16 protein-coding genes and 3 pseudogenes are annotated in these 22,593 nt (G+C 54.3%); 13 read left to right on the plus strand and 6 right to left on the minus strand.

Annotated features, from left to right (window positions below; all coding sequences use genetic code 11):
- Positions 1–567 precede the first annotated feature (567 nt).
- Complete coding sequence (locus DU506_RS17850) at positions 568–1,584, plus strand: CNNM domain-containing protein (protein WP_114488235.1); 1,017 nt, start codon at positions 568–570, stop codon at positions 1,582–1,584.
- A gap of 508 nt (positions 1,585–2,092) precedes the next feature.
- Here DU506_RS17850 and DU506_RS17860 read toward each other — a convergent pair.
- Together DU506_RS17860 and DU506_RS22300 are read right to left on the minus strand one after the other, a co-directional pair.
- Complete coding sequence (locus DU506_RS17860; RefSeq protein WP_114488237.1) at positions 2,093–4,840, minus strand: HAD-IC family P-type ATPase; 2,748 nt, start codon at positions 4,838–4,840, stop codon at positions 2,093–2,095.
- Complete coding sequence (locus tag DU506_RS22300) at positions 4,830–5,723, minus strand: amino acid kinase family protein (RefSeq protein WP_235825768.1); 894 nt, start codon at positions 5,721–5,723, stop codon at positions 4,830–4,832. The genes DU506_RS17860 and DU506_RS22300 overlap by 11 nt, the downstream gene beginning before the upstream one ends.
- Before the next feature lie 235 nt (positions 5,724–5,958).
- Between DU506_RS22300 and DU506_RS17870 the strand changes: the two are divergent.
- Positions 5,959–6,101: pseudogene (locus DU506_RS17870) on the plus strand (transposase); the annotation flags it as partial.
- A 97-nt stretch (positions 6,102–6,198) separates the two neighbouring features.
- Here the strand turns inward: DU506_RS17870 and DU506_RS22860 are convergent.
- Entirely contained in the window at positions 6,199–6,363 is a 165-nt protein-coding gene (locus tag DU506_RS22860) for an antitoxin PaaA2 family protein (protein WP_415843690.1), read from the minus strand.
- Positions 6,364–6,531: 168 nt separating this feature from the next.
- Between DU506_RS22860 and DU506_RS22865 the strand changes: the two genes are divergently transcribed.
- From DU506_RS22865 to DU506_RS17905, 4 genes are all read left to right on the plus strand, one after another.
- Positions 6,532–6,636: a copper resistance protein B gene (locus tag DU506_RS22865; RefSeq protein WP_220254447.1), complete on the plus strand. Its 105-nt coding sequence runs from the start codon at positions 6,532–6,534 to the stop codon at positions 6,634–6,636.
- A gap of 602 nt (positions 6,637–7,238) precedes the next feature.
- Positions 7,239–8,432: a hypothetical protein gene (locus tag DU506_RS21745; RefSeq protein WP_181870806.1), complete on the plus strand. Its 1,194-nt coding sequence runs from the start codon at positions 7,239–7,241 to the stop codon at positions 8,430–8,432.
- Positions 8,433–8,538: 106 nt separating this feature from the next.
- The gene (locus DU506_RS17900; protein WP_147273773.1) at positions 8,539–8,967 is read left to right on the plus strand and encodes a hypothetical protein; all 429 of its coding nucleotides are present in this window, start codon (positions 8,539–8,541) and stop codon (positions 8,965–8,967) included.
- A 50-nt stretch (positions 8,968–9,017) separates the two neighbouring features.
- On the plus strand, positions 9,018–9,722 hold the full coding sequence (locus DU506_RS17905) for a C39 family peptidase (protein WP_235825770.1): 705 nt from the start codon (positions 9,018–9,020) through the stop codon (positions 9,720–9,722).
- A 201-nt stretch (positions 9,723–9,923) separates the two neighbouring features.
- Here DU506_RS17905 and DU506_RS21480 read toward each other — a convergent pair whose 3' ends face one another.
- The gene (locus DU506_RS21480) at positions 9,924–10,127 is read right to left on the minus strand and encodes a hypothetical protein (RefSeq protein ID WP_147273774.1); all 204 of its coding nucleotides are present in this window, start codon (positions 10,125–10,127) and stop codon (positions 9,924–9,926) included.
- A gap of 42 nt (positions 10,128–10,169) precedes the next feature.
- Here DU506_RS21480 and DU506_RS21485 point away from each other — a divergent pair, with 42 nt between their 5' ends.
- The gene (locus DU506_RS21485; protein WP_147273775.1) at positions 10,170–10,439 is read left to right on the plus strand and encodes a hypothetical protein; all 270 of its coding nucleotides are present in this window, start codon (positions 10,170–10,172) and stop codon (positions 10,437–10,439) included.
- A gap of 146 nt (positions 10,440–10,585) precedes the next feature.
- On the opposite strand, the gene DU506_RS17915 is transcribed toward DU506_RS21485, so the two are convergent.
- The gene (locus DU506_RS17915; protein WP_114488242.1) at positions 10,586–11,662 is read right to left on the minus strand and encodes a transporter; all 1,077 of its coding nucleotides are present in this window, start codon (positions 11,660–11,662) and stop codon (positions 10,586–10,588) included.
- Complete coding sequence (locus DU506_RS17920) at positions 11,659–13,059, minus strand: sigma-54 dependent transcriptional regulator (protein ID WP_220254449.1); 1,401 nt, start codon at positions 13,057–13,059, stop codon at positions 11,659–11,661. The genes DU506_RS17915 and DU506_RS17920 overlap by 4 nt, the downstream gene beginning before the upstream one ends.
- Before the next feature lie 393 nt (positions 13,060–13,452).
- On the opposite strand from DU506_RS17920, the pseudogene DU506_RS22015 reads away from it, so the two are divergent.
- From DU506_RS22015 to DU506_RS17945, 6 genes and pseudogenes are all read left to right on the plus strand, one after another.
- Positions 13,453–13,665 (plus strand): annotated as a pseudogene (locus DU506_RS22015) (transposase); the annotation flags it as partial.
- Positions 13,666–13,668: 3 nt separating this feature from the next.
- Positions 13,669–14,313, plus strand: a pseudogene (trkA, locus tag DU506_RS17925) (Trk system potassium transporter TrkA); the annotation flags it as partial.
- A gap of 788 nt (positions 14,314–15,101) precedes the next feature.
- Complete coding sequence (locus DU506_RS17930) at positions 15,102–16,856, plus strand: methyl-accepting chemotaxis protein (RefSeq protein ID WP_114488243.1); 1,755 nt, start codon at positions 15,102–15,104, stop codon at positions 16,854–16,856.
- 232 nt (positions 16,857–17,088) lie between these two features.
- Positions 17,089–19,302 (plus strand): sensor domain-containing protein, encoded by a 2,214-nt coding sequence (locus DU506_RS17935; RefSeq protein ID WP_114488244.1) that lies wholly within the window; start codon positions 17,089–17,091, stop codon positions 19,300–19,302.
- A gap of 114 nt (positions 19,303–19,416) precedes the next feature.
- Positions 19,417–20,670 (plus strand): sensor domain-containing diguanylate cyclase, encoded by a 1,254-nt coding sequence (locus DU506_RS17940; protein WP_114488245.1) that lies wholly within the window; start codon positions 19,417–19,419, stop codon positions 20,668–20,670.
- Positions 20,671–20,999: 329 nt separating this feature from the next.
- Positions 21,000–22,277: an IS701 family transposase gene (locus DU506_RS17945; RefSeq protein ID WP_114488246.1), complete on the plus strand. Its 1,278-nt coding sequence runs from the start codon at positions 21,000–21,002 to the stop codon at positions 22,275–22,277.
- Positions 22,278–22,593: the final 316 nt, after the last annotated feature.

The following is a 22,593-nucleotide window of genomic DNA, read 5'->3' on the forward strand; positions in this document are numbered from 1 at the left end:
CCTGCTGGAACGCTTTTCTTCCTACTTGGGTCTGGACTTCAATGACATAAAATCCCGACCCGACTTTGATGAGATGTGCCATTACGGCGCTATTGCGTCATGAAACTGTCCGAACCATTGTAAAAAAGGAGTGCTAAAAAACAATATTGCATCGTTACCCCGTCAAGAAGACGTCAGATAGCCACAAAGCTCGGATTACGTAGTCGTAAAGCGCTAAATAATGACGCTACCGCGGGCGTGATGAATAAAGCGGGATTAGCGTTGTGGCATGGGGTACGCTCTTGATGGCCAGGTCGATACTGATAAAGTCGCGCATAGCCTGGCTGACGTAGATGGCATCTTGATAAACCCATCGAGCCATATTTGGTTTTACTGGATAGCATATAAAACGGTCGTTTTTTTACACAGCGCCCAGTCCTCAACGATGCCCTGGAGAGCTGTTTTTCTATAAAGAAAAGGTACGAATAGCGATCGATCAAGCCGGGAATATCTTGCGGTAACGTGGGTGCTTCGGCGAAGATGCTTCTACCTTTTGCGCGTCACCCCTTGGCCATCAAACGAGACCTCATGTATCTGCTTATTGCCTTCGCGACTCTATCCATTGCCGTTTCGTTTCTCTGCTCACTGCTTGAAGCGGCTCTCCTTTCCCTGACTCCTAGCTATGTGGCGCAGCTGAAAGAGTCACGTCCCAAGCTTTACGAGCGGCTCAACCGCCTGAAGCGCAATATTGACCAGCCGCTCGCTGCTATTTTAACGCTCAATACCGTCGCCCACACAGTGGGTGCCACTGGCGTCGGCGCCCAGGTCACGGTGGTATTTGGTGAAGCATGGTTGGGTCTTGCCTCTGCAGTGATGACACTGCTGATCCTCTTCCTCTCCGAGATCATTCCTAAGACCATCGGTGCCACCTACTGGCGGCAGCTCTCTACGGTGTTGGCTCCCATGCTCGAAGGCATGATATGGATTTTGAAACCGCTTATCTGGCTCTCCGAGAAAATTACCAAGCGTATCGGCAAGGATGTTCACGAGACCGACATGCGTGGAGAGATCAAAGCGCTGGCTCAGATCGGCCAGGAGGAAAAAGCGCTAGACCCTGATGAGACCAGGGTCATCATCAACATCCTTAACCTCCATGACATCCTGGTGAAAAACGTGATGACCCCGCGTACTGTCTCGGTCACCGTACATCCCAGCATGCTGGTAGACGAGTTCGACCAGGAGCTTGGCCGCTCGCCCTTCACCCGTTTCCCGGTGATGGACGGTGGTGAACAGGCGCTGGGCTATGTGCACAAGGCGGATACTTATCACGCCGAGGGTGACATCAACCTCAAGTCGCTGATGCATCCAGTCAAATCGGTGGTCGCCGAAGACAATGTCGAGCAGGTGTTCACCATGATGGTCTTGGATCGTCAGCACATCTGTGTGGTGTATGACGATCTTGGTACTTGGGTAGGCATTATCACCTTGGAAGATATCATCGAGACTATCCTTGGCCAGGACATCGTCGATGAGACCGACAATGTCGCCAACCTTCGCAAGTACGCGCGGCAGCGTTGGACGAAGTCGCTCAAGAAGGAGGAGTAGAGCCTTTCTGTTCCAGTTCCAGACGGTTGGCCTAGGAGGCTGTCCGAGAATGGTGCGATATCGGCTATAATGGTGTTCAACTTCAAAAAAGTCAAAAACGTCGCCATGAATGTCCGGTATCTAAACCAGGGATGTCGGCCATATGCTTAAAATTCTGTAGAGGAATAGAATGAATCATTACAAAATTACCTAATTAACATTCTCAATGTTAGCTTCAAAATCCTCCGGCATTTCCAGGTGCCAGCGAGTGTAGCCAGGGATTAAACGAATTGGCTTTGGCAGCCTTCCTTCTGAAGACCACCTCCATGCAGTGGTCCTTGACACCTCGTAACGATTTGTCCCTTGCAGATTCGATAAGTACATACTTGCTCGTCACGTTTTAGATAGCCTCATCGTAGGGTTCGTGGCAGTCGAGTAGGGTGGTGTTATTGAGCGGGACTTTGATCCTTCGAATGAGGTTTAAAACGTAGTAAAAATTAACACTGTTACTCTAAACTTCATTTTATTGTTACATGTGCTTTTGTTGGCGCTTTCTTATCTCGTTTAACCTGGTCGGCCATAGGCGCCTGCGAATCCAGGTTTCGATTTCCAATATCACTAGCACCGCCACTCCGGCTAGGCAGGCTAGGGCCAGCATTTCCAGGGATAAGGCACTAGTTTCAAAAGTGTTATGAAACCAAGGCAGATAAGTAAACAGAAGTTGCAGAATTACGATTGTCGCCACTGCAAGTAACACAATCGGAGTGCCCAGCACACCACGAAGCGTAATAGACGGTGTGTCGAGATAGCGCACAGCGAACAGATAAAACACCTCCATGGCTACTAAAGTATTGACGGCCAGGGTGCGAGCTATGTTTTGGTCGTCATAGTGGTGCATGGCCCAGAACCAGGCCCCGAAAATGCCTGTTAGAAACAGTAGTGACACAAAAAATACCCGCCAGACCAGAAATCCCTGCAGCAAGGACTGTTCTCTCGGCAGGGGCGGGCGTTTCATCACATCCGGCTCTGGTGGTTCAAAAGCCAGGGTCATTGCCAACACAACAGCGCTGACCATGTTGACCCAGAGAATCTGCAGCGGTGAAATCGGTAAAGCTAGTCCCAGCAGTAAAGCGGTGATAAGACTGATGGACTCACCGCCATTAATTGGCAGCAGGAACGCAATGCCCTTTTTCAGATTAGAGTAAACCGTACGCCCCTCGCGGACGGCCGCAACTATGCTGGCAAAATTATCGTCCAGTAACACCACGGATGAGGCCTCCCGCGCCGCCTCTGACCCCTTTACACCCATGGCAATTCCCACATCGGCCCGCTTCAGGGCCGGCGCATCATTGACACCGTCTCCGGTCATGGCGACAACCCCATGCTGTGCCTGCAGGGCTTCCACCAGTCTCAGTTTATGCTCCGGGCTGGTGCGTGCGAACACATCTACTTCAGTCGCTAGTTGTTGCAACGCTTCAGCACTGAGACCATCCAAGTCCTTTCCGGTCAAAACCCGCTCGCTGTTTCGCAGCCCCAGTTTCCGAGCAATGGCTCCTGCCGTCAGAGCATGGTCCCCGGTAATCATCTTTACCTGGATACCCGCCGTATGGCAGTCGAAGATAGCGCGGATTGCTTCTTGCCGGGGTGGATCCAGCAGTCCCACTAAGCCCAGCAATTCTACGCCAGTGTCAAGATCCTCCACAGCGAGATCGGTCGTATCCCTGGAAACCGGTTTCCGGGCCAAGGCCAGTACCCTTAAACCATCCGATGCCAGATCGGTAATTATCTGATCCCACCAGTAACGCTCCAGGGCAGAGGTACCACCGTTTTCCGTCACCTCCGCCTCGCACATATCCAGGATGCGCTCCGGAGCACCCTTGACGTACACCATGCTGTGGCCATGGTGATCATGGTTGAGAGTGGCCATAAACCGGGTCTGGGTGTCGAAGGGGATTTCATCCCTGCGGGGCCAATCATGCGCACTACCTTCAATATCAAACGCTGCCTTGTGAGCAAACACTTTCAGCGCAGCCTCCATAGGATCGCCCTGAATACGCGGCTGCTTTTCTCGAAAATCAAGGTGGGCATCGTTGCAAAGGCCAGCAGCCCGGGCCAGATCCACCAACAAGACAGTGACATCCACGGGGTGGCTACCCTGGTAAACGGCACCCTCAAGTTCATAACCCTCTCCGGATATGTCCATGCGCTGTCGGCCCACCACTGCTGTGGTCACCACCATTTCATTGCGGGTGAGTGTGCCGGTTTTGTCTGAACAAATCACTGATACTGCCCCCAGTGATTCAAGGACGGGCATTCGACGTACCACCGCCTGACGTTTCGCCATCTGGCGCACGCCTATCGCCAAGGTGATGGTCAGTATGGCTGGCAATCCCTCTGGAATAGCGGCCACCGTCAGCCCTACAACGGCCATGAACAGCTCTTGGAAAGACAGGTCACTGAAGACCAGGCCGCCAGCAAATACGGCAGCAGCGGCAATGACTATAATGATGGACAAAATTTTGGCAAAGCGGTCCATCTTTTCTACCAAGGGCGTTTTCAGAGACGTGGTCCTTGCCAACAAACCAGAGATACGACCAATCTCCGTCGCTGCTCCGGTGCGAACCACCACTCCACGCCCGGTACCCGTAGATACCATGGTGCCGGAAAACGCCATGCTGGTTTGGTCACCCAGCGCCGCCTCTTTCTCCACCGGTTCCGGGGATTTCTCTACCGCTACGGATTCACCCGTAAGGATGGCTTCCTCGATCTTCAAGTTATGGCATTTTTCCAGGCGGGTATCCGCCGGTACCCGGTCGCCGGGTTCCAGTAGCACCGTGTCTCCGGGCACAAGGTCAGCGGCGTTAATTTGATGCTGGCCATCCTCACGAACTACACGTGCCTTCGGTGCCAGCATATGTCCAATGGCGGACAGTGCCTGCTCAGCCTTGCCTTCCTGGATAAAGCCCACCAACGTCTGGATCACCACCACTGCCATGATCACCCCGGCATCCACCCAGTGGCCGAGTGCTCCTGTAATGGCCGCCGCAGTCAACAGAACGTATATCAGGACGTTGCGGAGTTGGCGAGTGAGCCTAGCAAGGGGCCCGTTTGCCTTACCTTCCGGTAGACGATTAGGGCCATAGACGTCAAGCCGCGCGACGGCTTCCTCACCACTAAGGGGCGCTGTTGCTTCCAGTAACTCTCTGATACCGAAGGCATTTACGGAGTGCCAGGGCTGTTCTGGAGATTGCTGGGGTAAGTTATTTTCAGACAGCATAAGTACCTGCCCGGCGCTCAAGAATTGCGAGTGCATCCCTCAGCCTACCAATGCCACTGACACCACCGCTTTCAGCGAAGTGGCTCGCTGCCGCCATTTCAGGACCCATGGAGCCGGTCGGGAGGTCAAGTTCTCTGGCTTCAGCAAGAGTCAGTTCATGAGTCGGTTCAGCGGTGTCCATTCCGAAATCGCGATCGATGGCATCCACATCTGTCAGGAGTAATAACGCATCGGCACCCAGTTGGCGGGCCAGCAGAGCGCTGGCGGCATCTTTATCGAGAACAGCCGTCAAGGTGTTCACTTGAAATCGCAAGCCGCACACGGCTGCCGCTTCGAACAACGCACGCTGAACAGTCGAAAGCCGTTCGTTATAATGACCGATGAATTCTGCTATTTCCTCCGAGATGACGTCATCAGGCAAAAGTTCGCCGGCCGAACGGTGGTGACTTCCTGCTTTGCGAGTGATGAGGTTGCTCACGACATGTGCCACGAAAAGTGGTAGACCAGCAGTTCGCTTATAGAGTTTACGTACAAAAGATTCTTGGGTCAGGGCAGGCTCAAGCCTCGCGACATACTCAAAGGCTTCCTGGTCAGAAAAAGGGTCTAATACAACTTTTTCAGACAGGCCATGCAGCCTCAACTCATTGCGCACGGCCCTGAGTGAATGGATGTAGGCAGCGTCCCCAGCAAGACGAATGGAGACTAGCCACAGCAGCCAGCCGCGCCCCCTACGCCGTGCGGTGTGATCCATCAATTCAATGGTCACACGTTCGCTCCAATACAGATCTTCGTTGAACTCATCCAGCTCAAAGGTGCCGATTCGCTCACATCCCGGCGTGTCAATAAGGTGCTCATGATTCTGCGGAGGAGACCTGTTGTTCATTGCACCCGCCTTTGAAGTTCATTTCGAGGCAACCTGACCGTTAAATTGTAGGCCATCACAAGCGTCTGCCCTTGCCCAACATCAATTTTTCCGAATTTCAGCTTTGCCGTGACAGCGGCGGAACTGTCACTGGGCCAATTCGAAAGGACGGGCGACTTATTTACCCAGTAGCTTCATGGTCAGTACGCTGACAGTTCTCAGAAAGTGGGGAGGTCGAAGCGTCTATACAAAGCAGGGTTTCAAAGGTGTTGATCCCCATGCAAGGGGTCGCCCCGCGTATCACCCCGCTGTACTGTTAAAAATCTATCTCTACGGTTACCTAACCGCGTCCAATCCAGCCGCCGACTGGAACGTGAGGCACAGCGGAATGTTGAACTCCGGTGTGGCTTAACAAGTGGGCGAAATCTTCGCGGGCGGTTTGCTGCCAGATGACCGTCAGCATCAGGCGGGCCTCTTGTATTGGGCCTCTAGCTCGTCAATGAGCGCGTCCGTTTCCGCGATCACTTCTTCGGGGGGGTATCCCCGGGTGAGGATCGTCCAGACTGCGCTGGACCCGGTCACGGAACCAGCGGTCGTAGCTGCCTGCTTTCTCTTGCACTTCACTGGGGGGAAGGGGGGACTCATAGAGGCTCTCCTCCATTAAGAAGAGTTGTCAGTTTAGAGCATCGCATCAGTGGCCGCACAACGGCTTGAGTGAGTCCGCTCAAAAACTCAAGATATTAGTGTTGTATAAAAGTCCGCTATTGGCCGAAACCGGCCTCAGATTGAGCTACGGCCTGATAGACCGTTCTGTCTCTCCCATGTTGGGGTGGTTCATGAACGCAAGTATGGAGATACGGCGGATTTCGCCGAAGCCGATGGCGGCGGGACGGAGGACTGGTTCGCCGTTATTGGAGCGAAGCTCTCTTTCTAATCTTCAGAACGGCCCCTGTATTTTGCTCGCAGAAAAGGGCCCCTCGCTATCAGGAAGGTAGCCTGATGTTAGCAGGAAGGGATCTGCCAGCGTACACCGGAACTGGCGAGCTTTCGGCGAGCAGCGTCAGCCCTTGATCGCCTCACCAACAAGCCAGATTAACTATGCGAAAATCACTATATTATTTCGGCCATGGTGGATGTCCACCTATCGTCACGGAATTTCTTGATTTGAGATTGCCCCCCGCTCACATATCTTTCTGACCTGTCGCATGGTTAAGGCACGTCATAGAAAATTGACGGGGCCCGCTATGACAAGCTTGGCGATAGGTTGAAAGGTACTAAAGAACCATCTCTGTCTCAGATATAAGACATTTGTTCGTTAAGTTTCAAGAGTGGATGTTACTTATGGAAAGTATTGTTTCAGTAAGTTTTTTATAAATTTCAATATGTTGCATGTTGCTGTCTCCTTGGTGGCACGGAAGCTGCTATCTACTGTGTGACTGCAAACGGGGAGCGTCATTCAAGGGTCCAGCGGTTGAAAGTGTGGACGATGTCGCGTGTTTGCAGGCTGCAGCAGACATAACTAACGGAGACATGATCATGAAAAAGTACTTTGTAGTAGCGGGTACCCCTCTGCTGGCCATGGTGATGGCCATTTCCACGGCGCATGCTAACCCCAGCGCAGGATTCGCCGGAGAGGTGGATCAAAATGTGGATTCCCAAGCCACGGCGACAGGTGGCAACAGTGGTAGTGCCAATGGCGGGACTGGTTATGGTTGGGGTGCCGGAGGCTATGGCCTTGGCGGCGGTGGCAATGGAGGAACTAACAACGATGACTCTAACGATGACGAGTCCATGGGGGCTAACGGCGGCACTGGCGGCGCCGGCACTGGCGGCTACGGTACCGGGACCGGTACTGGTGGCAACGGCGGCTCAATTGGCCGTGGCGGGGATGCTTGGGCAATGAGCGAGTCCTACAACACCTCCACCAGCGTGATCTCGACCCAGGAGATGAACTCTACCGTCAATGGTGCCGGTATCACTATTTACGGTGGCACGGGCGCCGGAGGGGCCCAAGGCGGCACAGGTGGCTCAGCGAGCGCTTTGAATGATGGCCAAGGTTTCGGCGGTAATGGCGGCAACGGGAATGGCGGTGCTGGTGGCTTAGCAACTGCTACAGGCGGAGGCGGAGCAGAAGGTGGTTATGCCTCAGCCGTTGGCACTGGCACGGGAACAGGCACCGGAACCGGCTCCGGCGGAAGTACTGACTCTGATGCAAGTTCAGCTTCTAGTGCCAGCGCCAGTAACATGGCCGGAATCGGAGAGCTTGGCGATGACTTCTCCGATGAAGACTCCGCAGGCAGCTTCGACTCCATGCAGGACGCTGCGGCTGACTCAGCTGCCACCGCTAGCGCAAGCCCCGGTGACGCAGGGGCTGGAACCGGAACCGGGACTGGCGAAGGAACTGGTACTGGCTCGGCCACAGCTGGAGCCGGTGGTTCCGGTGGCGATGCCGATGCCATGGCCGGTAACGGCGGCAATGGTAACGGTGGCGGCGCCGGCGCTGGCCAAGGCTACACCGGTGATGCCTATGCCTATGCCGGCAACGGTGGTTCAGGCGGTGACGGCGGCAATGGCGGCGCTGCCAGCTTTGCCACCGGTACGGCCAATGTGTCCGTTGGAGCTGGCGTGTTCGGTGGCATCAACAACATGAACGTGTCTACAGGCCTCTACAACGCTCAGGTGGCCGGTACCAACGTCGCAGCTCATAGCAACTTGAGCATCGGCAACTGATGATCCAAGGCGCATAACGCGCTTGCAAGAAGCGAGGACTGGTGGGGTTATCCCCACCAGTTTCTTTGGAAACATCCCTATGGACCGAATATCGGGAGTCAAGGCCATGAAGGTGTCATCAGTCAGTTCAAGTTACTTTACTTTACTTCAACCACAGCTGCAGTTGATGGCAATCGTTTTCTTTCTGATGCTGACCACACTTGGAGCGGCAAAGAGCCAGGCAGATGATCGCCATGCACCTCAGGCGGAAGGCTTTGGATCGGTGGAGAGGATAGATCTGGAGGCAATGGGTAACGCACGGGCCAGAGAGGGAGAGGCAATCGTTAACTTTAATACAGTGAAAAGTGTCCAGAACATGAAGGCTTCGGTGACGGATACATCCTTCGATATCGGTGGAAACATGGTTTCGGGCAACATCAGCTTCGCCTCCGATGCATTGGGGAGCTATAGCGGTACGGGAATTTTCAGCGCCGTGACCGGCAACGGTAACTCCATTAACAATGCCGTAGGCATCAGTGTCTTTATCGCCAACTGAGCCTTGATCGGGTTCGGCCACATGATTTTTCATCTAGGGGATAACTTGCCATGAAACTGACCAGGCAGCTCTGCTGTGGCATGGTGACACTGTTTATCATTGGGAACACCCTGATTGCCCATGCTGGCCAGGTGGCCATTGCCAATCGTTTCGGTAGCTTTCAAGTAGAGGCCAAGAGCCTGCAGGAAAAGGGCTGGGACAGGGTGATCCGGCAGCAGTATGATTTCAGCTGTGGTTCTGCATCAGTTGCGACCCTGCTGACCTTCCACTATCAACGTGAGACCACCGAGGCAGAGGTCTTCGAGAGCATGATCCGTGCAGGAGACGCCGAGCAGATCCAGCGCCATGGTTTTTCCATGTTGGACATGAAGCGTTACCTGGATAGCCAGGGGCTCAATGCCGATGGGTTCAGGATCAGTCTGGATGACTTCCTTCGAATCGGCGTGCCTGCCATTACCATGGTGGATACTGGGGGATACAAGCATTTCGTCGTCGTCAAAGGCATTGATGCCGACAATATCCTGGTGGGCGATCCCGCGGCAGGTACTCAGGTGGTGCCGAGGGAACACTTCGAGTCCCTGTGGAATGGTTCGGTTCTGGGGGCACGCGAGGAGATCGAGATTGCCCGTAACCACTTCAACCATGAGCAGGATTGGGCCGTGCGCCCCGACTCACCGCTGGCAAGAGGCGTGAACCGCTCCAGCATCGGTGCCAGCCTGCTGACCCTGCCCGCCAGAAATGAGATGGGCCGGTGATGAGGAGATTTGAAGATGCTGTCTTGCGCTAGGACTATGAGTAGGCGAAGCAGGGTACGATGGCTCGGCGTTCTGCTAGTGCTGGTGGCAGCTGGAACCCAGGCAGCCCCGTGGGCAGAAAGTGACGCACCGGTAAATGTACGCTGGGCACTTGACTTGGGGGATCCGTCGCCAAGGGGTCTCTATGCCGAGATTTCGTTACTACCTGGGAAGAGGGATGACTTCCATCAAGGCACCGTTATCGCTGAGGTGGAGCTCGGCCAGATGCGGGCGGGCTTCAATATTAGCGGACTCGATGTGGATTTCGGAGCCAGGTTGCAGACGACGATCGACAATAGTATTGAGCTTGTGTCGGTGGTGAATTTCACGAAGGCGGGAGCCGACGTCGTCTCCCAGACATTCCATGATTCCTCCCGTTCGGCCAGTCAAGTAGGGCCTGGTACAGGGTTGTCTGTAACCGACATGACCCCCGGTGGTATCGATCTCTCGGGCCTGGCGGACTTTTCCGGCGTTACTCTGAGCGATCCCAAGGGTTTCACGGCAGCCCTACACAATATCACGCGCGATGCCATAGTGAGTGGCGTGGTGAGCAATGCCTCCGGGAGGATTATACAGCAGCGTATCGATATCGACGTTCGGCTCAACAATATCGGGGCATTGAGGGCAGCCAAGCAACGGGCATCTATAGTCGATTCCTTTTCAGGTATCCTGCGCTAATAGATACCAGCAGCCAGTTATCATGCTCGCACCATCATATGAGAACCTCCTTTGTCCTGGATAAAGACATGGTTGAGGAAATGATGAAGAAACTGATGTGACGGCTGCCGAATCAAACAGGCAGCCGTCACGGCTTGTGCCCTTGGCTAGAAGACGTCCATGCCGATGGGCATGCGGAGGGTCAGAGTCGTGTCCGGGGCATCCTCAGTGATGCCGAGCTCTAGACCCAGATTGATCGAGACATCCGGATTAATCTGGTAGGACCACCCAAGCAGCAGAGAGCCGACATTCAGTGTGTTGGAATCGACCCGAGTGGTAGTGCCGCTAGTGTTATTGACATATTCCGTCTTGGTCTTACCGATGAAATCGTTCTTGTAGCCCAGCGTGAAGGAGGTCCTCGGGTTGATGGAGTAGGCCATGCCGAAGCTCAGCCTCACGGCATCCCCGGGATCCACGTCGCCGATAAACAGATCATCATCATCTTGGGTAACTCGCTGGTTGACATCATCCTCCAAATGAAACACATAGCCTAGGTTGGCGAAGTAGACGGCCGGAGCGGAGGGAAGCAACATGGTGATGCTGGGCTCGATGGAGTGGAAACCTGTGCCGGTGGACAGTTCCAGTGGGGTGCCGGCACTGTTGCGGCGGATATCGAAGGGGCCCTCGCCGGTGGTGCTCTTGTAGCGCAGGTTGCCGATGAAGTAGGGCATACCATCTAGGCCACGGTTGAGCTGGTAGTGGGCAGCCAGTTCGATATCGCCTAGCGCATCGTTGGATAGCTCACGATCCAGAGTGAAGTCAGGGTCGACTTCGGAAACCGTGACTCGGTTCGACTCATCTCGATAGACATAGGGTACCTTCATCTCGAGTTCCAGGCGGTCGGTAAAGCCCAGCCGGCCAGTCAGCGAGGCTATATAGTTATCCCGATCGACATCCTGTGCCGTAAACACCCCGATCAGGAGGGTGCTAAGTATTTCCACACCCTCGAACGTCATCCGATTGATGCTCTCGTGCGAGTACTGGAATTCTGGCTCCAGCACTAGCCTGCCCTTGGGTGTCAGCACGCCGCCATATTCCGCCATGGCCTGGACGTCTGGTTGGACCTCTCGTTCCTCGGGTTCCTGGCCGACCGGCTGGATGTTTTCCTGCGCCAGAATGGGGGCGGAGCCGAACAGCGATAGCAGTCCGACGGCTCGAACCAGGTTCTTCTTGTTCCTTGTCATGATGTGGTTCCCCTTGCTATTTGAGCGTCTCGTTCTAATAGCCGGTCGATCCCGTGTTTCTCGATCAGCCTATACAAAGTAGCCCGTGAAACATCTAGCTCACAGGCCGCATGCTGCACTTGATACTTGTTGCGAGCCAAGGAAGCTCTGATGGCGTTCTGCTCAGCCAGGTCACGCGCTTGCTCCAGGGTGACTTGGCTACGAGATGCGCTTTGCCTTCGCTCCAGACCGAGGTCTTCAGGCCGGATCAGGCGCTGGTCACACATCACCATGGCCCTTCGGACCCTGTTGATCAGTTCTCGGATGTTCCCCGGCCATGAATACTGGCGCATCAAGAGAAGGCTCTCATGGCTGAAGCCTTTTACTTTCGTGGCTTTCTCGGTACGGAATTTGTTGAAGACGAAATTTGCTATCTCCTCGATATCTTCGCTACGTTCGCGAAGGGGAGGAGGGGTCAACTGCAGAACGTTTACCCGATGGTAGAGGTCTTCACGAAATGTGCCACGCTCAATAGCCTTCTCCAGGTTTACATGCGTAGCGGCGAGAACTCGTACGTCGACCTTTATTTCCTTTAGGCCGCCAAGTCGAAAAATGTGATGGTTTTCCAGAAATCTGAGTAGATTGACCTGCATTTCCAGCGGCAAATCACCTATCTCATCCAGAAAAAGGGTGCCACTATTGGCGGATTCGATAATGCCGAACTTGCGTTGGCTCGCCCCAGTGAAAGCCCCTTTTTCATGACCAAATAGTTCAGACTGGATCAGCCCCGTTGGCAACGCGCCGCAGTTGATGGCATTGAAGGGGCCATTCCTCCTGGGTGATTGTTCATGTATTGCCCATGCGATAAGTTCCTTCCCCGTTCCCGACTCCCCGGTTATCAGCAACGGTGCATCAACTTGTGCAATTCGATAGATGGATCGATAAAGGTTTTGCATTACGGGTGAGCTGCCCACCATTCCCAAGTCCTCCTTCATGAGGTAGCTTGGAGATGACGGTGCCAAGAGAGCCATTTCACTCGCTGCTTCAAGGAGATGCCTGGCTTTGATGGGATCCAAGGGTAGGGTCAGGAAGGAAAAGAAATATTGGTGGATGAGTAGGCGGATGCGTTCCGCCTGAAGGCAGGATGGATCCAACACAGCTATCCATACTATCTTCGGTTGCCTTTCTATCAGCCCCTGAAGGTCGTCTAACTGCTGCGGGCGATCGCTTTTTAGTATGCATATGGCCGTAAGGTAGCTGTCATCATTTTCTAAAATGTTGCTGGCTTCCTGTTGAGTCCGAGCATGCCTGATATTCCATGGAAAATTTCCCAAAGCTACGGAAATATCATATCCAAGGGAGTCACAACCAATGATGAGAAGCTTCCTTGGCAGTGTCGTCATAGTCTGAGCATCCATGTTTATAAAAACTTCCTGTGTGCCTATGCAAGATAAACTCTAGTGGTAGTAACCCTTGCTTGTATATTTTAAATAGCTGAAATGCATGAGGGAGACAGCAATGCTGTGGTGGAGTTTATGTAGAGAGCGTTGCCTCTGAGTATGGCGTAGCTTTGTGAATTGTTGAATATATTGTAAATATTGTTGAATATTTGTAAATTAAATGAAGTGTAGCTAACGATGAAGTGTAGCTAACGATGAAGTGTAGCTAACGATAGTGATAGTTAAAGCGAGAGCGAATCGGGTTTTGAGTATTTTAATATCAAAGAGTTAAAGAAACGCTGCACAAATCCCGCCGCAGCTGCCTGATTGGTACCGGCGGGGTATACTGCCACCGTCTGACAGAGCCACCCGATGAAGCAGATCTCGTTTGCCCAGGCTGAGCACCAGAACAAGAAGAAGGTTACTCGCCGAGAGCGGTTCTTGGCCCAGATGAATGCTCTGGTGCCATGGCAACGCCTGATCGACGCACTGTCGCCGTCCTACTTTCCGAATTCGGCAGGCAAGCGGGGCCGGCCGCCAATCGGCCTGGAGCGCATGCTGCGGATCTACTTCCTGCAACAGTTCAGCGAGCGCCTGGCCGAACACCTCAAACACAGCCATCAGGTCAAGATCATCGAACACAGCCTGGAGCGCTGCACGCAGCTTTCCGAGCGCCTTGACCGCACCGTGGTGATGCACGGCAGCGCCACCAGCAAGCGCCTGCTCGAAGAAGAGAATATCGAAGATTGCGATATCTTCTGCGCCCTGACCAACGACGACGAAGTCAACATCATGTCGTCGCTGCTGGCCAAGCGTCTGGGAGCCAAGAAGGTCCTTACCCTGATCAATAACGTCGCCTACGTGGACCTGGTTCAGGGCGGCGAAATCGATATCGCCATCTCGCCGCAACAGGCCACCATCGGCAGCTTGCTCACCCACGTGCGCCGCGGCGATATCGTCAACGTTCACTCCCTGCGCCGGGGCGCGGCGGAAGCCATCGAAGCCATTGCTCACGGCGACAAGCAGTCCTCAAAAGTGGTCGGCCGGGCCATCGGTGAGATCGACCTGCCGGAAAGCACTACCATCGGCGCCATCGTGCGTGGCAAGGAAGTGCTGATCGCCCATGACGACGTGGTCGTGGAATCCGGTGACCACGTCATCCTGTTCGTCATTGATAAGCGCCGTATCCGTGAGGTTGAGCGACTGTTCCAGGTTGGGCTGACGTTCTTTTGACGTTTACAGCGATGGGAATACTGCTGGCCTTTTACGTGAAATTATTGATGAGGAGGCTCTAAAGGACCGCTCTTGGCCGAAACAGGAATGCTCGTGCTTAGGTGGTATCGACCCAAAGCTGCCTTTTAGTAACTCTGCATATACACTCATAGCTTCACACTGTGTGCTGGGTGGCCAACCACATAAGACCTTATAGCTATTGGCCTGAGGCATGCATCGTCATGTTACGACCATTACTTTTGGCACGGTAGAGTGCGCCGTCAGCGCACCCAAATAGCTGTTCAATCGATTTAACGCAGAGCGTGAGCATGACGCGCCCCACTTCGCTGTCACCAACAGCGAAACAGCGTGCCGATCAAGCGCTCTATCAAGCCAAGACCGAATGCCGCAACGGGGTGATGGCGTCGTAACTTTGCGTTTGAGTCTTGTCTTGACGTCACGTCACACAATTGCGGGCAAGGCAGGCTTATACCCTCGGCTAATTCACTTCGTCGTCACTTACTCACCGTGGTGGTGGAAGGCGTCGAAACGTGGGAATAGCGCCAATCGCTCGATTGCGATGTGTTCCAAGGCTGCTTTCTCACCCACCTGATGCCCCGTAGTCAATTGGCTAGCATTACGCAAGCCAAATCCCACCTGTTTGCCATAACCCTTACCTGTCACAACTATTGTGTAATTAAATGGTAGTGGTAGTTGATATTTGTAAGTCAATAGAACTATATTTGCGCTTCATAAGCTGTACAACAACAACACAACCCTGAAAATACTTGTACAAATAGGAAGCCATCATGCGCAACAACGGACCTGTGACTCAGCGGGAGTACGTCCTTGACGACGGCGACGTTCTGATTTCAAAAACTGATAGCCAAAGCCACATTCTTTACGCCAACCAAGCGTTTATTGATGCAAGCGGGTTCAGCTATGAAGAGCTTTACTCCTCGCCGCACAATATCGTTCGCCATCCGGATATGCCTGAAGTGGTATTTCAAGATATGTGGCAAGATTTGCAGGCAGGTAAATACTGGTCGGGTTTGGTCAAAAATCGGCGCAAAGACGGCGACCACTACTGGGTTCGAGCCAACGTGGTCCCTATCCGCGAAGGTAATAAAGTTACCGGTTTTTGTTCCATTCGCATTAAGCCCAGCAGCCAGGAAGTGGCCCACGCCGAAGAGGTGTACCGCGATATTCGTGAGCAAGGCCGACGCTATGCAGTCAAACATGGCGTTGCTTATCGCCGCTCGATGCGTCGACTCATGCCGCTTAATTTTAAAAGCATGCGCGTGAAATCCGCGTTCTCGGCCATTGCCGGGTTTGGCCTTTTCAGCGGCTTAGGCATTGCCGCTTCCATCACCTTTAATCAGCTTGCGCCGCAAAGTAGCGCGGATATGGCATTCCTTGGCATCGGTGTGGTGGGCGGCTTGTTCGTTGGGGCGTGGCAATTGTTTAATGGCTTGCGCAATCGGCGTTTTATGTACAAAACCAACGACTTTGCGCTCCAGCTAGCGGCTGGCAACTTAGAAGCCGATATTCCCCACATGGGTAAACGGGAGATGGATAACACCTTAGACACCATGAACTTTATGCGCCGCTCGCTTGAAGCGTTGATTGGTGATCTCAACGAACGCGTCACCCTTGTTCGACCTGCCGTGGAAAGTATCTCGCAGGGCAATGACGCCATGGCCGCACGCTTAGAGCAGCAGGCATCGGCCGTGCAGCAAACCGCCGCAAGCACCGAAGAGATCTCCTCTACTGTGGCGCAAAGTGCCGATAATGCCACCCAGGCCAGCAATGCTTCCGTTGGCAACGTGAAAGAGGTAGACCATACCAGCCAAGTAATGGGCAATCTTGCCAACACCATGGAAGAGATCACTCAACACGCCGACAACATGGCCGGTATTGTCAGTACGATCGATACTATCGCCTTTCAAACCAATATTTTGGCGCTCAACGCCTCCGTCGAGGCCGCCCGCGCGGGCGAGCACGGACGGGGGTTTGCGGTCGTGGCCGAAGAAGTGCGCAAACTTGCCAGCCAATCTGCTAATGCAGCAAAGCAAGTCCAAAGCTTGATTGACCAAGCGCGTAAAAGCATTCACGGCGGCCAAGCTCAGGCCCATGAAGCGACCGATGCAATGGAAAAAATCCGCTTGGCGAGCCACCGGGTGAACGACCTGATGGGCGAAATTACCGCAGCGACCCACGAGCAGAGCGAAGGTATTCGCCAGATCAGCAGTGCCATTAACGATATCGACCACGGCACGCAATCCAGTGCTGCCAGTATGGGCACCTACAAAGAGGCCACTACCGAGCTTGCCGAACAGATTCGTGGGCTTTCGCACAGTGCCATGGCATTTTTGAGCGAACGCGAGCGACTGGCTTCCCAGACACTGCCCAGTGCCAACGCGCAGGCAGCGCTCACGCACGGTAAGGTATCACAGCGAAAAAGGACCAATGTGCCTACCCAGACAAGCCGCTCTCCCCGTGAGGCACCGCCATCGCACCGCTTGGGCCGGGAAACCCCGGAAACCGAATGGGCTGAGTTTTAATCCGCGGAAAAGAAACGTTAATGCTGTGCCTGCCTAGAGGTGGGTAAGATCCATCAGTTAGCTACCTTAGCTCTTGCACACAGTGAGAAGCGTTCACCGCATGTGCAGCGCTGCGAAAGGCTGCTTAGGGTCGCTAGCAGCATTCGGCTTCCGTCCAGTGTCAGGCTAAGCGTTGTACCCACCTGACAAGAATGCATATAAAGCGAACAAATAATGATGAGAGTAATACGCCATGGACGAAGCCGGTGCGGGAGTTGAAAACGGCTATCACGCTGATCTGTTAGCCACGGCCGTTAACGGCATCATCGTGTCCGATGAGCGTGGCCGCATTTTGCAGGCCAATCAGGCGGCGGAAGCGATGTTTGGTTACGCGCCGGGGTTCCTGGCGGGCCATCCCATCAGCGTTTTAATGCCCAGTCCTGAACGTTGTCGCCATCCCGATCATGTGGCGGCCTACTTTGAGTACGGCCCACGTTACATGGTGGGCGCCACGCGTGAAGTAGAGGGCATCGATCGCACCGGCAACAAGATCCCTCTGCTGATATCGGTGAGCACCTTCAAGGAAAATAACGCGCCTCGCTTTGCCGCTTTCCTTCAAGATTTCAGCGAACGCAAGCACGAGGAGCGGGTACTCAAAGACGTCAACACCGAGCTTGAAAAACGGGTGCGCGAACGCACGGCGCAACTGGAGAAGGAAGTCGAAAGCCACCAGCAGACAATCAACAACCTCGAGCTCGTCAACCGGGTCGTTGAACGTGCCACCCATGCGGTGGTGATCACCGATGCCGACAATCGCATTCTCCATGCCAACCCCGCCTATGAAAAAATGACGGGCTTCAAGCTCAAGAATGTCATCGGCAAGAAGCCGACTATCCTCAAATCCGGCCGGCATGGCCCCGCGTTCTACCGCAAGATGTGGGCGGCGTTGAACAAGGACCTGCATTGGGAAGGCGAAATCTGGGATCGCCGCGAGGACGGTGCCGTCTTTCCCAAGTTGATGAGTATCGACCGGCTGGTGGATGAGAAGGGGAAGACACGCAACTTCGTGGCTATGTTCCACGACCTTTCTGAGCAAAAAGCGTCGGAAGAGGAGATCGAGCGGCTGCAGTATTATGATTCGCTGACCACGCTGCCCAACCGTTTGCTGTTTCGCCATCGTTTACAGCACGAGTTCGAAATCTCCCGCCGCCAAGGGACATGCGTTGGCGTCATGCTGATCAACATCGACCGCTTCAAGCAGGTCAATGACACCTTTGGCTTTCCCGCCGGGGACCAACTGCTGGTGGAAGTGGCTGAGCGCTTGGCGATCGCGGTGCGCCGAACCGATCTCGTTGCGCGCCAGGAGAGCCGCTGTGAACGTCATCCTGATCTTGTCTCCCGTGTGGGGGGTGACGACTTTGCTGTTATTCTCAATGATCTTAAACAGCCTGAGAATGCCACCGTCGTGGCAACGCGCATACTGGACGCGATGAATCAGCCTTTTACGATCCAAAACAAGACGGAGACAATCGAAGACGTCTTCCTTCAAGCCAGTATCGGTATCGGCATTTATCCTGATAATGCCGCTAACATTGACGCGCTTGTTCGGGTAGCCGAGACCGCCCTGGGTCAGGCCAAATCACAGGGAGGAGGCGAATTTCGTTTTTTCTCCGACAGCATGAATAAGAACAGTGCCGCGCGGGCGCGCCTAGAAAGCGATCTGCGCCGTGCCGTGGCGGAAGACGCCTTCACCCTGTATTACCAGCCCAAGCTAGACCTAAAAACAAACCGCTTCTCCAGCATGGAGGCGCTCATTCGCTGGCCCCGTGGCGATGGCATGGTGTCGCCTGCCGACTTCATTCCCCTGGCCGAAGAAACCAATCTGATTGTGCCGCTGGGCGCTTGGGTTTTGCGCCGTGCCTGCCGGGATACCATGGCACTGAGCGAACGTATTGGCTGGGTGCCGGGAATCGCGATCAACCTGTCCGCCCGCCAGTTTCGCCAGTCAGGCCTCATTGATGCCGTGCGTATCGCTCTTGAAGAGAGTGGCATTCCGCCCGAGAAGGTGGAGCTGGAAATTACCGAAGGCATGGTGATGGATGATGTCGAGGCCGCCATTGATACCATGCAAGCGCTGCGCGATCTTGGCGTACAACTGGCTATCGATGACTTTGGCACCGGCTACTCGTCGCTGAGCTACCTCAAACGCTTTCCGGTCAATACGCTAAAGCTTGATCGTGCCTTCATCCGTGACCTGCCCCACGGCGTGGAGGATACCGCTATCACTGAGGCCGTGATAGCGCTTGCCAAGGCACTGAAACTGCATGTCGTGGCCGAGGGAGTGGAAACCAGGGATCAGCTGACCTTTCTCGGTACGCGACACTGCGGTTACGTTCAAGGCTTCCTTTTGGCTCGTCCGGGGCCGCTTGAGAACATGCCGGCGATTTTTTTGAATGATTTCGTCTGACGGGGCAAATTGCTCTACTTATCCGACGTGCGGCAAGCGTTCGAACCATTGTCTGGAAAATCCTTTTTTTGTCTGGATGACGAGAGATGGCGACAGCCGTAAAGGGGAGTGTTTATGCGAGAAATGGAATACCAGCGGTTGCTTGAAACCGCAGTAGAGCAGTCATTCAGTGCCGCCATTATTACCACGGCCAACCTTGACCTTCCCGGGCCGACAATCACCTATGTCAACCCGGCCATGACAAGCATGAGCGGCTATTCTCGTGAGGAGCTTCTGGGCGCTACACCGCGTTTACTGCAGGGGCCAAAGACCGACCGCGAGATACTTCACCGCCTGCGCGTGGCCTTGGAGGCAGGCGAGTATTTCGAGGCAAACACGGTCAACTACCGCAAGGACGGCACGCCCTACCAGGTGGAGTGGAATATCTCGCCGGTGCGCAATGAGGCCGGCGTCATAACCCACTTCGTCTCGGTGCAGCATGACATTACACGCGCCTTCGAGGATCAGAAGCAAATACGGATGCTGTCGAGCGCGCTTGAGATGTCATCCGACAGCATTGTCATGACCGATGCTGCCGGCGACATCGAGTATGTCAATCGGACGTTCGAGCGATACACAGGATACGACCGCGACATAGTAATCGGACAGAACCCACGGCTGCTAAAATCCGGCCAGCATTCGGCCCAGTTCTACCGCAACATGTGGGATACCTTGACCCGCGGCGAGACCTTTCACGACATCTTTATCGATCAAGATCGCGATGGCCAGTGCCTCTACATTGAGCAGACCATCACCCCGGTCAAGGATGAGCATGGGCATATCGTGCGCTACGTCTCCTTGGGTAAGGACATTACCCGACGTATGCAGCATGAGCAGGAACTCAAGCGGATAGCCAGCACGGACATGCTCACGGGCTTAGCTAACCGGCTGAACTTTGATCTACGCCTGGAAACGGAAGTCGAACAGACCAGGCGGTATGGGCGGCCTCTGTCACTCATCATGCTCGATATCGACCAATTTAAATCCATCAACGACAGTCACGGCCACGATGTCGGCGATCAGGTGCTGGTTCGCCTCGCCCGAGTACTCCTAGAGAACATTCGCATGACCGATCTATGTGCCCGTTGGGGCGGTGAAGAGTTCATAGTGATTGCTCCGGAAACCGCGCTTCCCAAAGCCGTGCTGCTTGCCGAGAAGCTGCGCCGGGCAATCGCCGGCAAGGATTTTCCAGTGGTCGGTCAGGTCACGGCAAGCTTCGGCGTCGTCGAGGTCGGCCCCGACGAGCTGGCTACCAGGTTGCTCAAGCGTGCCGATCAAGTGCTTTATCAAGCCAAGACCAAGGGCCGCAACCGGGTGATGGTGTCGTGATGGGGTGGGTTTGGCCATCCAATGAGAGGTGCTCCGGAGCGCTAAAAAAGAAAAGGTTGCTGTAGTGGCGCTCGTTACCTGTTTAGGGTTGCCGGCAAGGTATACCTGACACGGATAGCCCAAACATCTCTAAGGCGAAGCGGCTTTTTTGGCCTACCAGCTTACCTTTGTTCCAAGACTCGCCGTGAGTGATGGTGATAGTGATGGTATCCAAGAGTAGCCCGGAAAATGATGGCATTAATAAAGATAGTAGAAGGGCTAGTTCTACTGTGTCATAAAATTGCTTTGCTACACTATAGAGGTAACAGTCTCACTGACAACGGGTGTTTATGCTATCTCATACGCTACATGAACGCTTTGAGTCATACCTTGAAGCGTTAGCTCCCCGACTGGGACATGCAGACCGTGTTCCCAGCTTCAAGGACTACTGCTACGGCCTGATGTTGTCCTTGCCACGAAAGAGTGTTGAGCCGATTGCTGCCAGCGTTGACCCTGCCAGGGTGCAAGCACGTCACCAAGCATTACATCACCTGGTGGCCAAGTCATCCTGGTCGGATCAAGCGCTTTTAATGGGCGTCGCACAGTGGGTGTTGCCCTATTTACCGGCTGACACGCCACGTTACTGGATCATTGATGATACGGCGATCCGCAAGAAAGGCCGTCATTCAGTCGGTGTCAGTCGCCAGTATTGTGGCGAGATCGGCAAGCAGGATAACTGTCAGGCGGCGGTCAGTCTGTCGGTAGCCACCGAGCAAGCGAGCCTGCCTGTGGCATGGCAGCTTTATCTGCCCACTTCCTGGACGGATCACCCGGAACGCTGTCGCCAGGCAGGTGTTCCTGCCGACGTGACCTTTGCCACCAAGCCAGACATTGCCTTGCAACAGGTTGGTCAAACGCTGGAAGCAGGCATTGAACCGGGCATCATTCTGGCTGATGCGGCCTATGGTAAAAAAACGTCTTGGCGTGAGCAGCTTGCCGAGTGGGGTTTGACGTATTGTGTCGGGGTTCAGGAGGACTTGAGCGTCTGGGCACCCGGTAGCGACCCTTTACCCTCACGTTGGTCAGGCATTGGACGACCGCCCAAGCATGTTCGAAAGCCGGATGAGGATCAACCTGTCTCCGTCAAGGCATTAGCCCTGGAGACAGACGACTTTCAAACCATCACGTGGCGTGAAGGAACCAACAAGCCCCTGGCGTCGCGTTTTGCGGCGCTACGCGTTCGGGTGGCACGAGGCCGGCAATACCGTGAACCGGAATGGCTGCTCATGGAGTGGCCGCAAGGGGCCGATGAGCCCTCTCATTACTGGCTGAGCAACCAGCCGGCGTCCACACCACTCAACACCCTGGTGAGAACGGCCAAGGCCCGTTGGCGAATTGAGCGTGACTATCAGGAACTCAAACAGGAGGTCGGTCTGGATCACTATGAAGGGCGTAACTGGCGAGGTTTTCACCATCATGCCAGTCTATGCATCGCAGCCTATGGTTTTCTGGTCGCTGAACGGCTCAGGTGTCGGGAACAAAAAAAAATCTCACTGTTCCCGGCACCTGCGTTACCCGAAGATTACTGGCCAAGAGGGCACGCAACGGGCACAGCGACACGTCAGTGACTCCATCAGGACGTTACGATGGCAACTGCACAAAGGCATTCTGTGGCTATTGGGTCAACGACGATCTTCTTTTATGACACAGTAGAACTAGTGCATATATGCACACGTTATGAAAGACCGCTTTTGGCCGAGTTCGGAATTTCCCCTCCATATCAATTACGTTTCATATGGCGAGCCCAAGCGGAAGTTCAAGAAGAGTTATTGTCAAATCTGGTGTACGACGGTCAGGCGGCGTTCCTGTCTGACTGATCGATTACTTGCTCTCCGTCCTGGAACTTGACGTTGTTGATGACCAGTTCCAGTTTCTGGAAATGCT

It is taken from the genome of Vreelandella rituensis (genome assembly GCF_003336665.1).
GTDB classification, from domain to species: Bacteria; Pseudomonadota; Gammaproteobacteria; order Pseudomonadales; family Halomonadaceae; genus Vreelandella; species Vreelandella rituensis.